Source organism: Microbacterium sp., from assembly GCF_051953575.1.
Lineage (GTDB): Bacteria > Actinomycetota > Actinomycetes > Actinomycetales > Microbacteriaceae > Microbacterium.
Window position 1 is genome coordinate 1 of record NZ_JBQCIP010000123.1, and the last position, 11,988, is coordinate 11,988.

Here is an 11,988-nt window from a genome sequence, read left to right on the forward strand (position 1 = left end):
CGATCGTCGCGTAGCATCGTTGACCAGGTCGCCGCTGTCGTGCTGCTTCAGCAGGCGCTCGATGTCGAGAAGAGCACCGGCCGGCCGCCCGGAACCCCCGTCCCCCAGGAGCCCGCCTGATGCCCGACTCATCGCCCGAGGCCGCCGCAGCACCGCTGTCGCGTCGCGCCGCCCGCGAGGCCGCCGCTCGGCAGGCGGCGACGGGATCCACACCGACAACCGCACCGGCGTCGCCGGCGACGCCCGGGCCCGCGGCATCCGCCCCCGCATGGGCTCAGCTCTCGCCTGCCCCCGCCCCCGCCCCCGCGGTGTCATGGGAATCCCTCATCACCGGCTCGACGCCCGTCATCGGGAGCGGTCCCACCGCCCCTGCGTCGCCGGGCGCTCCGGCAGCTGAGGCCGCTCCCGTGGAGGCCCCCGGCAGCGGATTCCAGCCCGTTCCGCTGAGGGCGCCGCGCCCGACGCGCGCAGATGCCGACGCCACGCCCGAGACCGATCCGTGGCTGTTCTCTGGAGACACGACCCCCGCCATGCCCTACAGTCGGGGCAACACCGGCGCGACCGCGACGGTGACCGCCACGGCGACCCGAACGGCGACGATGCCCGAGAAGAAGCCCGCCCCGGACGCGCAGCGCCCTCAGACGGCGACGCTCGAAGACCTGTTCAACGGTTCGACCTCGACCGACGACATCGGGCACGCGCCCCCGCCCAAGAACAAGAAGCGCCGCCGCATCGGCGGCTGGATCGCGCTTGGCGTGGTGCTGCTGATCCTGGGGGGCATCGCCGGCGGCGGCCTGTACGTATGGAACACGTACGAGCCCCAGATCCGCAAGGTCATGGGGTGGGAAGAGCCCAAGGATTACGAGCCCGGCCTGGCCAACGGCGAGACGTCGATCACCATCATGTCAGGCGACACCGGCCAGCCCATCTCGGAGGCCCTGCACGCGGCCGGTGTCACCAAGACGGCAAACGCCTTCTATGACTACCTGATCGAGACCGGCCAGAACCCCAACTTCCAGCCCGGCGTCTACACCCTGCAGAAGCAGATGACGAGCGAAGCCGCTCTCGCCGCGCTGATGGACCCTGCCAACCGGCAGGAGAACACCGCGCAGATCCCCGAGGGCTACAGCGTGGACGGCACGTTGAAGCGCCTCTCGGAAGGCACCGGCATCCCGCTGGCCGACCTGCAGGCCGCCGCGGCCGACCCGTCCGTGTACGGCATCACCGTGGACCCCGCGATCGCCGCAGCCGGTGGGCAGCCGCTCGAGGGCTGGCTCTTCCCCGCCACCTACACGTTCGATCCGGGGACGTCGGCCCAGACGGCGATCCAGACCCTCGTCAACCGCACGATCCAATCGCTGGATGCCGCAGGCGTGCCGGTCGAGAAGCGCCAGGAGGTGCTGACGACCGCGTCGATCATCCAGCGCGAGGCGCGGTTCGAGGCCGACATGCAGAAGGTGTCGCGCGTCATCCTGAACCGGCTGGACCCCGGCAACCAGGAGACGTTCGGCAAGCTGCAGATGGACTCGACCGCGCAGTACGGCTACGGAGAGCTGCACGCCGGGTCGGCCAGCACCTCGGATGAGGCCCAGAACGACCCGAACCCGTGGAACACCTACGTCCACGCGGGTCTGCCGATCGGTCCGATCGCCAACCCGGGCGACGTCGCGATCAACGCGGCGATGCACCCGGCCGACGGCCCGTGGCTGTATTTCGTGACGGTGAACATGGACACCGGCGAGACGGTCTTCTCGCAGACGTACAACGAGCATCTCAAGTACGTGAAGCAGATGCAGCAGTGGTGCTCCGAGCACCCGGACTCGGGGTGCTGAACCCGGCAGCCGCCCGCCTGGAGGTGTGGGGCGACCCCATCGCGCACAGCCGCTCGCCACAGCTGCACGCCGCGGCGTACGACGTCCTCGGGCTGGACTGGAGCTACGGACGCCGCCGCGTCGACGAAGCGTCGTTCGCCGCGGAGCTCGCGTCACTCGACGAGTCTTGGCGGGGCCTGTCGCTCACGATGCCCCTCAAGGGCGTCGCGCATGCGGCCGCGGTGAGCATCGACCGCCGCGCCGAACTCACCGGTGCCGTCAACACGCTGCTGCTCGACCCGGCGGGGCCGAGGGGGTTCAACACCGACGTCGGCGGCATCGTCCGGGCCCTCGCCGACGACGGCATCGCCGACGTGCCGCGTGCGCGCGTGGTGGGCGCCGGCGCCACTGCGACCTCCGCCCTCGTGGCGCTCGGCGAACTGGGCGCCCGCACCGTTGAGGTGGTCGCCCGCCGTCCCGAGGCCGTCGAGCAGCTCGCGACCCTCGGCCGACGCCTCGGCATCGAGGTCACGGCGGCGCCGTTCGCGGCATCCGCATTCCACGCCGTGTCCCTCACGATCGCGACGCTCCCCGGCGATGCGCCGGTGGCGGATGCCGCCGCCGATGCCCTCGCAGCCTCGGGCGGGCTGCTGCTCGACGTGGTCTACGGCCACTGGCCCACGTCGCTGTCGGCGGCGTGGGAGCGCGCGGGGGGGACCGCGCGATCCGGACTCGGGATGCTGCTGCACCAGGCGCTGCTGCAGATCCGCATCTTCCGCCACGGCGACCCCGATACGGCGCTCGGCGGCGAGGCCGAGGCGCTGCGGGCGATGCGCCGCGTGCTGGAAGCGCCCGCCGCGGCGTAACCCCCCTCCCGGGCGTGGGAGACTGGAGCAATGCTCCGCGTGCTCACGGCCGGCGAATCGCACGGTCCCGAACTCGTCGCCGTCATGGAGGGTCTGCCTGCGGGCGTCCCGATCTCCCGCGCCGCGATCCAGGCGGATCTCGCGCGCCGCAAGCTCGGCTATGGCCGCGGCTCGCGGATGAAGTTCGAAGAGGACGAGCTGACGATCTCGTCGGGCGTCCGCCACGGCTACACGCTCGGCAGCCCGATCGCCCTGCGCATCGGCAACACGGAGTGGCCCAAGTGGGTCGAGGTGATGAGCCCCGAGCCGGTCGAGCTCACCGACAAGTCCCGCGGCCGCGGCGCCGCCCTCACGCGCCCGCGCCCCGGCCACGCCGACCTCGTCGGCATGCAGAAGTACGGGTTCGACGAGGCCCGTCCGATCCTCGAGCGCGCCAGCGCACGCGAGACGGCGGCGCGCGTGGCGCTGGGCGCGCTCGCCCGCTCGTTCCTGAGCGAGCTCGGCATCCGTCTCGTGAGCCACACGCTGTCGATCGGCCCCGTGCAGGTCCCCGCCGGATCCGCGCTGCCCACCCCCGACGACGTCGACACGCTCGATGCCGATCCGCTGCGCTGCTTCGACCCGGCCACGAGCGCCGCGATGGTCGAGGAGGTGGACGCGGCCAAGAAGGACGGCGACACCCTCGGCGGCATCGTCGAGGTCCTCGCCTACGGCCTTCCGCCCGGGCTCGGCTCGCACGTGCACTGGGACCGGCGCCTGGACGCGAAGCTCGCGCAGGCGCTCATGAGCATCCAGGCCATCAAGGGCGTCGAGGTGGGCGACGGCTTCGAGACCACGCGGCGGCGCGGATCGGCCGCGCACGACGAGCTGTACACCGCCGAGGACGGCATCACCCGCTCCAGCGACAAGGCCGGCGGCACCGAGGGCGGCATGTCCACGGGCACCGTGCTGCGCGTGCGCGCGGGCATGAAGCCGATCGCGACGGTCCCGCGGGCGCTGCACACCGTCGACGTCGCGACCGGCGACGCCGCGCAGGCGCACCACCAGCGCTCCGACGTGTGCGCCGTGCCGGCGGCCGGCGTCGTCGCCGAGGCGATGGTCGCCGTCGTGCTCGCCGAGGTGGTGCTCGAGAAGTTCGGCGGCGACAGCGTCGCCGAGACGCGCCGCAACCTCGAGGGCTACCTCGCGGCGATCCCCGAGGCCCTGCGCACCGCCGCCGAGAGCGACACCGCCCTGACCGGCGACGTCGCTGTCAGCCATGACCTCGCCCTCTGACGCGGTCGTGCTGATCGGCCCCATGGGGGCCGGCAAGACCAGCATCGGCAAGAAGGCCGCGCGCGCCCTGGGCGTGCCGTTCTTCGACACCGACGCGGCAGTGGTGCGCGACCACGGACCCATCGAACGGCTGTTCGCCGAACACGGCGAGGCGCACTTCCGCAGACTGGAGCGGGCAGCGGTCGCCGAAGGCCTCGCGACGGGCGGCATCGTGTCGCTCGGCGGGGGAGCGGTGCTGCACCCCGACACCCGCGCCGATCTCGCCGGACGCCGCGTCGTGCTCCTGACGGTCGCACCCCGCGTCGTCGCGGGACGCGTACGCGATTCGAACCGCCCGCTGCTGCAGGGCGACGACGCGATCGAGCGCTGGACGGCGATCTACGAAGAACGGCGCCCCGTATACGAGGAGCTCGCCGACGTGACGTTCGACACGTCGAGCGGCCCCATCCAAGACATCGTCGATGCGCTCGTCTCGTGGGTGCGCGGCGAGCACGACCCGGAGGAGACGGCATGACGGATGCCACGACCATCACCGTGCGCGGAGACGCGAGCTACGACATCACCGTGGGGCGCGGCATCCTCTCGTCCCTCGGCGAGGCCCTGCCGCCTGCAGCGCGCAAGGTGCTCGTGATCCACCCGCCGACGCTGGCCGCCGAGGCCGAGCGCCTGCGCGGGCAGCTCGTCGCAGATCGCGAAGTGCTGCTGGCCGAGATCCCCGACGCCGAGGCGGGCAAGCGCATCGAGGTGGCGGCCTTCTGCTGGCAGGTCATGGGCAAGGCGGACTTCACCCGCACCGACGTCGTCGTCGGCTTCGGCGGCGGCGCGGTCACCGACCTCGCGGGCTTCGTCGCGGCGACCTGGCTGCGCGGTGTCGAGATCGTCCAGGTCCCCACGACCGTGCTCGGCATGGTCGACGCGGCTGTCGGCGGGAAGACCGGCGTCAACACCGCCGAGGGAAAGAACCTCGTGGGTGCGTTCTGGGCGCCGCGCGCGGTGCTGTGCGACCTCGACCTGCTCGACACGCTGTCGCGCAACGAGCGCGTCGCCGGGTACGCCGAAGTCGTCAAGGCGGGGTTCATCTGGGCACCCGAGATCCTCGACCTCGTCGAGGCCGATCCCGAAGCAGCCGTCGACCCGCAGAGCGCGGCGTTCCGGCGCACCATCGAGCTCGCGATCGACATGAAGGCCCGCGTCGTCGGCGAGGATCTGCGAGAAGCCGGCCTGCGCGAGATCCTCAACTACGGTCACACCCTCGGCCACGCGATCGAGCACGCCGAACGCTACCGCTGGCGCCACGGTGCGGCGATCTCGGTCGGCATGGTGTTCGCGGCCGAGCTGTCGCGGCTGGCGGGACGGCTTCCGGATGCCGCAGCCCAGCGCCATCGCGACATCCTCGAGTCGCTCGGCCTGCCGACGAGCTACCGCCCCGGCGCATGGCCGCAGCTGCTGTCGACCATGCAGCGCGACAAGAAGAGCCGCGGCGGCATGCTGCGCTTCATCGTGCTCGACGACATCGCGAAGCCCACCGTGCTGCAGGCGCCCGACGAGTCGCTGCTGTTCGCCGCCTACCAGGAGGTCGCGGGGTGACCACCCCGGCCGTACGGCGGATCCGGGCCGACGAGTGGTCCCGGGTGCGCGCGCTGCGGCTGGAGTCGACGAGCGACCCGGACGCCGCCATCGCCTTCCTCGAGACCCCGGAGCAGGTGGCGGCGCGCAGCGACGAGTTCTGGCGCGACCGCACCGTCCGCGCCGCCGAGAGCGAGGTCGCCGCGCAGTTCGTGGCGGAGGCCGACGGCGCCTGGGTCGGCAGCCTCTCGGTCCTGATCCGCGCCACAGGCCAGACCGACCAGCTGGGCAGGTTCGTCGACGACCGCCGCGCCGACGCGGTGGGGGTCTATGTCAACCCGGCGTACCGGGCGTCGGGCACCGTCGACGCCCTGTTCGACGCCGCCGCCGAGTGGGCGGCGTCCCAGGGGCTCACGCGCCTCATGCTCGACGTGCACGCCGACAACGCCCGCGCCCAGGCCGCCTACCGTCGGAACGGGTTCGCCCCGACCGGCGTCGCCTTCACCGGCCCCATCGGCCCGGAGATCGAGATGGCGCGACCGCTCTGACCCTGCGGACGGCGAGCCCGAGGCGACGGACCGATGGCACCGCCGCCGTCCGACTGCCACAATGGCGACGCGCAGAAGGCGCGGGTCGGACGGAGACGGCATGAGCACCCCCACCACGAGCGCACCGCCTCGCGCCGGTGCCATCCTGTCGACGCTCATCATCGTCGCAGCGGTCGCCAACCTGCCGCTGGCGGTGGCCAACGTCGCCCTGCCCGACATCGGAAAGGCATTCGACGCGTCGCAGACGCAGCTCGACCTCGTGGCCGTCGGGTATTCGCTCGGCCTGGCGGCATCGGTGCTGTGGCTGGGAGCTGTCGGCGACCGCTACGGCCGCAAGATGATGCTGCTGATCGGCGTGCTGCTGTCGCTGCCCGCGTGTCTGGTGTGCGCGTTCGCCCCGTCGGTCGAGGTGCTGATCCTCGCGCGCATCGTCGGCGGCGTCGCCGCGGGCATGGCGTACCCCACGACGCTGGCGCTCATCACCGCGCTGTGGAGCGGCGCGGCGCGCACGCGGTCGATCGCCTTGTGGTCGGCGACGGGCGGTGCGATCTCGGCCCTCGGCCCGCTGCTGGCGGGTCTGCTGCTGGCGAAGCTCCCGTGGGGCTCGGTGTTCCTCGTGACGCTTCCGCTCATCGTCGTGGCGATCCCGCTGATCATCCGCGTGGTGCCGAGCCATGTGAACGAGTCGACCGACGCGGTCGATCACCTCGGCGGCGTGCTGTCGGCGGTCATGGTGGGCGCCGCGATCCTCGCCATCAACTTCGCCGCCGTGCCCGGCAGGGGGATGCTCGTGCTGGGCCTCGCCGTCATCGGCGCGGCGGCGATCGTCGCGTTCGTCATCCGGCAGCGCCGCGCGAAGAACCCGCTGTACGACCTCGCGATCGCCGCCCGCCCCATCTTCTGGGTCGCCGCATGCGCCGGCATGATCGTGTTCGGCTCGCTCATGGGCGCGATGTTCATCGGACAGCAGTATCTGCAGAACGTCCTCGGCTACTCGACGATCGAGTCCGGATTCGCGATCCTTCCCGCCGCGGTCTTCATGGTGCTCCTCGCGCCGCGTTCGGCCAAGCTGGTCGAGGCCCGCGGCGCCCGTTTCACGCTCCTGCTGGGCTACGCTGCCGTGCTGCTCGGCTTCGTGACCATGCTCATCCTCTGGCGGGGCGACGCGCCGTACTGGGTCGTGGGCCTCGGCTACGCCTTCGTCGGCGCGGGCGTCGGTCTCGCCGGCACCCCCGCGTCGCGTTCGCTCACCGGCGCCGTGCCGGTGCGGCGTGCCGGCATGGCGTCGGGCACCGCGGATCTGCAGCGCGACCTCGGCGGGGCCGTGATGCAGTCGATCCTGGGCGCACTGCTGACCGCCGGATACGCGTCGGCGGCGAACGCGCAGATCGCCGACGCGCCCGACGCGGACCAGATCACCTCGTCGGTTCAGGCGCAGCTCACGGAGTCGTTCGCCGGCGCCGCGAACATCGCCGAGCAGTACCCGCAGTACGCGGACGCCATCACGAAGGCCGCGCGCATCTCGTTCGAGCAGGGGCAGGACTGGGCGTACCTCGCCGGCGTCATCGCCGTGCTCATCGGCGCCGCGCTCGTCGCCTGGAAGTTCCCGAACGCGGCCCGCGAACGCGAACTCCTGGCGCAGTACCACGCCGAGGACGAGCCCTCGCCGCGGGCCCCGGCCGACACGTGAGGCGGCGGTAGGGTGGGCGCGTGACCACGCCGCGCCGCCTGCTCCTCGTCAACGGACCCAACCTGAATCTCCTGGGCACCCGCGAACCCGACATCTACGGGACGGAGACGCTCGCCGATGTCGAGCAGACGACGGTGGATGCCGCCGCCCGGCGCGGCTTCGAGGTCCGGGCTGTGCAGAGCAACCACGAGGGCGTGCTGCTGGATGCGATCCATGCCGCCCGCGAGGACTGCGCCGGCATCGTGATCAACCCGGGTGGTCTGACGCACACCTCGGTCGTGCTGCGCGATGCGCTGTCGGGCGTCGGCCTGCCCGTGGCCGAGGTGCACATCTCGGACGTGAGGGCGCGAGAGGAGTTCCGGCACCACTCCTACGTCGCCGACGTGGCCGTCGTCCATGTCGTCGGCGAGGGGGTCGCGGGTTACGCGACCGCGACGGCCCGACTGATCGACATCCTGACCGGTCAGGCGGAGGGTTGATCGCACGAAGTTGAAGTGCACTTATTTTTGAGTACACTCATTTATATGACAGATCGCGGCCCGGTGGTTCCGGCGTCAGGACGACGCGAACGCAACAAGGACATGAAGCGCGCCGCCATCTTCGACGCCGCCACCGCGCTCTTCGAGACCCACGGGTTCTCCGCCGTCACGACGCAGCAGATCGCCGAGCGGGCGGACGTCGCGGCGGGCACCGTCTTCCGTTACGCCTCGTCGAAGGCGGAGCTCCTGCTGATGGTCTACAACGTCGAGTTCGAGCGGGCCATGGCGCACGGCTCCGATGAGGCCGCACGCCGACAGGACCGCGAGGCCGCTGTCACCGCTCTGCTCGCCCCCGTCCTCGAATGGGGGAGCACCCATGCCGAGAACACGCTGGCATATCAGCGTGAGCTGCTCTTCGGCACGGCGAACGAGCGCTACCGGGCGGAGGGACTGCAGCTGGCCGCCGATCTCGTGTCGCGCATCGCCGCGATCATCGGTCGTCGCGAACCGGTCGACGACGACGCCGTCCAGGCCGCACGCTCGGTGTTCGGGGCACTCCACCTCGCGCTCATCGAGGTCGCCACGGGCGTCTGGCGCATCGACGACCCCGTCGCGGCTCTGGCGACACAGGTGCAGCAGATCATCGCCGGAGCGGACCGCACGGCCCGGCATCCCGACGATCACGGAAAGGGAGAAGAACAATGACAGACACGAAGATCGCCACGGTCGCCGTCCTCGGCACCGGAGTGCTGGGCGCACAGATCGCCTTCCAGACCGCCTACAGCGGGTTTCCGGCGACGGCCTACGACATCAGCGAAGAGGCCCTCGACGCCGCGCGCGAACGCTTCACGCGGCTGGGACACACATACGCCGCCGAGGTCGCGGGCGCGACGCCCGAGAGCATCGAGGCCGCGCAGGAGCGCCTGCACCTGACGACGGACCTCGCAGCCGCCGCGCAGGCCGACCTGGTCATCGAGGCGATCCCCGAGATCCTCGACCTGAAGCGTTCGACCTTCGAGAAGCTGGGCGCTCTGGCACCGGCATCCACCATCTTCGCCACCAACTCCTCGACTTTGCTGCCGAGCCAGATCGGCGACGCGAGCGGGCGGACCGACCGGTTCCTCGCCCTGCACTTCGCCAACCGCGTGTGGCAGTTCAACACCGCCGAGGTGATGGGCACGCCCGACACCGACCCCGCCGTCTTCGCCGAGGTCGTGCGCTTCGCGTCCGATATCGGCATGGTGCCCATCGAACTGCACAAGGAGAAGGCCGGGTACGTGCTGAACTCGCTCCTCGTGCCGTTGCTGAACTCCGCCATGGCGCTTGCGGCGGGTGGGTACGCGGAGGTGGACGACATCGATCGCACCTGGCGCATCGCCACGGGAGCCCCCTTGGGCCCGATGCAGATCCTCGACGTCATCGGCCTGACCACGCCGTACAACATCCTCACCCACGGCTCGGGCGCCGACGCGAAGCTGGCGGAATGGCTGAAGGAGAACTACATCGACAAGGGGCGGCTCGGCGTGGCCACCGGGCAGGGCTTCTACACGTACGCCTGACCGGACCGCACGCGGGCTAGCGCTCGTGCCGCCGCGCCGCAACCCCCGTCTGCCGGTACCGCCGGATGACGGCATCCGATAGACAGGGGGAGGCGCCGGGTCGACTCGCACCCGGTGGACACGAGTCCGATCCGGGGGGACTGGATGTACTACAGCAGTGGCAACTACGAGGCGTTCGCACGACCGCGCAAGCCGGAGGGGGTCGACGACAAGTCGGCCTGGTTCGTCGGCGCGGGCCTCGGCAACATGGCCTGCGCGATCTTCATGATCCGCGACGGCCGGATGTCGGGCGACCGCATCACGATCCTGGAGGAGCTGAAGCTGCCGGGCGGCGCGCTCGACGGCATCGAGTACCCGCACAAGGGGTTCGTGATCCGCGGCGGCCGTGAGATGGAAGACCACATGGAGTGCCTGTGGGACCTCTTCCGCTCGGTTCCTTCGCTGGAGGTCGAGGACGCCAGCGTCCTCGACGAGTTCTACTGGTTGAACAAGGACGACCCCAACTACTCACTCTGCCGCGTCACCGAGAAGCAGGGGCAGGACGCGCACACCGACAAGCTGTTCGGACTGTCCGACAAGGCGCAGAAGGAGATCGTCCAGGTCATCCTCGCCACGCGCGAGCAGATGGAGGACAAGCGCATCGACGAGGTGTTCACGCGCGAGTTCCTCGACAGCAACTTCTGGCTGTACTGGCGGACGATGTTCGCGTTCGAGGAGTGGCACTCGGCGCTGGAGATGAAGCTGTACCTTCACCGCTTCATGCACCACATCGGCGGCCTGCCCGATCTGTCGGCGCTCAAGTTCACGAAGTACAACCAGTACGAGTCGCTCGTCCTGCCGATGTACCGCTGGCTGCTCGACCAGGGCGTGACCTTCCGGTTCGAGCACACCGTGACGGACGTGCAGTTCGACTTCCAGGACGACAGGACGCAGGCCACGCGGATCGACTGGGTGACCGGCGACGGCGCGGCGGGCGGCGTCGACCTCGGGCCTGACGATCTGTGCCTCGTCACGATCGGGTCGCTCACCGAGAACTCCGACGACGGCGACCACCACACGCCGGCCATGATCAAGGACGGCCCCGCCCCGGCGTGGGATCTGTGGAAGCGGATCGCTGCCAAGTCGGATCGCTTCGGGCGTCCCGAGGTGTTCTGCGGCGACATCGACAAGACGAAGTGGGAGTCCGCGACGGTCACCACCGTCGACGAGCGCATCCCCGCGTACATCGAGAAGATCGCTCAGCGCGACCCGTTCAGCGGGAAGGTCGTCACCGGCGGCATCGTCACCGCCCGTGACTCGTCGTGGCTGATGAGCTGGACGGTGAATCGTCAGCCGCACTTCAAGGCGCAGAAGCCCGACGAGATCGTGGTGTGGGTCTACGGCCTGTTCGTCGAGACCCCGGGCGACTTCGTCAAGAAGCCGATGCAGGAGTGCACCGGCGAAGAGATCACGCAGGAGTGGCTGTACCACCTCGGCGTGCCCGTCGACGAGATCCGCGAACTGGCCTCGACCGGCGCGAAGTGCGTGCCGGTGATGATGCCGTACGTCACCGCGTTCTTCATGCCGCGTGCGGCCGGCGACCGGCCGCAGGTCGTTCCCGAAGGGAGCGTCAACTTCGCGTTCATCGGGCAGTTCGCCGAGACCACGCGCGACTGCATCTTCACCACGGAGTACTCCGTGCGCACCGCGATGGAGGCCGCCTATCAGCTGCTCGGCATCGACCGCGGCGTGCCGGAGGTGTTCAACTCCAGCTACGACATCCGCTACCTGCTGAAGGCGACCACCCGGCTGCGAGACGGTGCCGCGGTGGACCTGCCGGGACCGAACTTCCTGAAGGGCCGGCTTCTCGACAAGCTCGACAACTCGCAGATGGGCGTGCTGCTCACCGACTTCGGGCTGATCCCGGAGCATGCGGGAACGGTCGCGCGCGACCGCTCCGACGACGCGATCGAATGATGCGCTGACGGGATGCCGCAGCCCCGCTCCAGGTTCGGGGCTGCGGCATCCCGTAGAATGTCCTGTCGGCAGTGCGTCAGTGTGCGCGCCGGCCCCGCACGACTTTCCCTGACGAACGGACAGATTCACCTCATGGCATCCACCGCAGACATCAAGAACGGCGTCGTCCTCAGCATCGACGGACAGCTGTGGAGCGTCATCGAGTTCCAGCACGTCAAGCCCGGCAAGGGCGGCGCCT

The 11,988-nt window shown here is 70.5% G+C and carries 11 protein-coding genes and 2 pseudogenes; all 13 read left to right on the forward strand.

Going from position 1 to position 11,988, the window contains the following annotated elements; all coding sequences use genetic code 11:
- Positions 1-120, forward strand: a pseudogene (locus tag ACTHNQ_RS07875) (Holliday junction resolvase RuvX); the annotation flags it as partial.
- Positions 120-1,832, forward strand: coding sequence for an endolytic transglycosylase MltG (gene mltG, locus ACTHNQ_RS07880; protein ID WP_440332588.1), 1,713 nt, complete (start codon positions 120-122; stop codon positions 1,830-1,832). The pseudogene ACTHNQ_RS07875 and the gene mltG, both read left to right, overlap by 1 nt.
- Positions 1,799-2,677, forward strand: coding sequence for a shikimate dehydrogenase family protein (locus tag ACTHNQ_RS07885; RefSeq protein WP_440332590.1), 879 nt, complete (start codon positions 1,799-1,801; stop codon positions 2,675-2,677). The genes mltG and ACTHNQ_RS07885 overlap by 34 nt, the downstream gene beginning before the upstream one ends.
- A gap of 30 nt (positions 2,678-2,707) precedes the next feature.
- Positions 2,708-3,952 carry a chorismate synthase gene (gene aroC, locus ACTHNQ_RS07890; protein WP_018170797.1) on the forward strand — a complete coding sequence of 415 codons (1,245 nt, stop codon included), beginning with the start codon at positions 2,708-2,710 and terminating at the stop codon, positions 3,950-3,952.
- On the forward strand, positions 3,936-4,466 hold the full coding sequence (locus ACTHNQ_RS07895) for a shikimate kinase (protein ID WP_440332592.1): 531 nt from the start codon (positions 3,936-3,938) through the stop codon (positions 4,464-4,466). Before aroC ends, ACTHNQ_RS07895 begins: the two co-directional genes overlap by 17 nt.
- Positions 4,463-5,539, forward strand: coding sequence for a 3-dehydroquinate synthase (aroB, locus tag ACTHNQ_RS07900; protein WP_018170795.1), 1,077 nt, complete (start codon positions 4,463-4,465; stop codon positions 5,537-5,539). Before ACTHNQ_RS07895 ends, aroB begins: the two co-directional genes overlap by 4 nt.
- On the forward strand, positions 5,536-6,066 hold the full coding sequence (locus ACTHNQ_RS07905) for a GNAT family N-acetyltransferase (RefSeq protein WP_440332594.1): 531 nt from the start codon (positions 5,536-5,538) through the stop codon (positions 6,064-6,066). The genes aroB and ACTHNQ_RS07905 overlap by 4 nt, the downstream gene beginning before the upstream one ends.
- Positions 6,067-6,166: 100 nt before the next feature.
- Positions 6,167-7,756 carry an MFS transporter gene (locus tag ACTHNQ_RS07910; protein ID WP_440332596.1) on the forward strand — a complete coding sequence of 530 codons (1,590 nt, stop codon included), beginning with the start codon at positions 6,167-6,169 and terminating at the stop codon, positions 7,754-7,756.
- Between the two features lie 20 nt (positions 7,757-7,776).
- Positions 7,777-8,235, forward strand: a complete 459-nt coding sequence (gene aroQ, locus ACTHNQ_RS07915) for a type II 3-dehydroquinate dehydratase (RefSeq protein ID WP_440332598.1) — start codon at positions 7,777-7,779, stop codon at positions 8,233-8,235.
- 45 nt (positions 8,236-8,280) lie between these two features.
- Positions 8,281-8,940 (forward strand): TetR/AcrR family transcriptional regulator, encoded by a 660-nt coding sequence (locus tag ACTHNQ_RS07920; protein WP_440332600.1) that lies wholly within the window; start codon positions 8,281-8,283, stop codon positions 8,938-8,940.
- A complete protein-coding gene (locus ACTHNQ_RS07925) occupies positions 8,937-9,794 on the forward strand; it encodes a 3-hydroxyacyl-CoA dehydrogenase (RefSeq protein WP_440332601.1) in 858 nt (285 codons plus the stop codon). Before ACTHNQ_RS07920 ends, ACTHNQ_RS07925 begins: the two co-directional genes overlap by 4 nt.
- A gap of 144 nt (positions 9,795-9,938) precedes the next feature.
- Positions 9,939-11,750, forward strand: coding sequence for an oleate hydratase (locus tag ACTHNQ_RS07930; RefSeq protein ID WP_440332603.1), 1,812 nt, complete (start codon positions 9,939-9,941; stop codon positions 11,748-11,750).
- 57 nt (positions 11,751-11,807) lie between these two features.
- Positions 11,808-11,988: pseudogene (locus ACTHNQ_RS07935) on the forward strand (hypothetical protein); the annotation flags it as partial.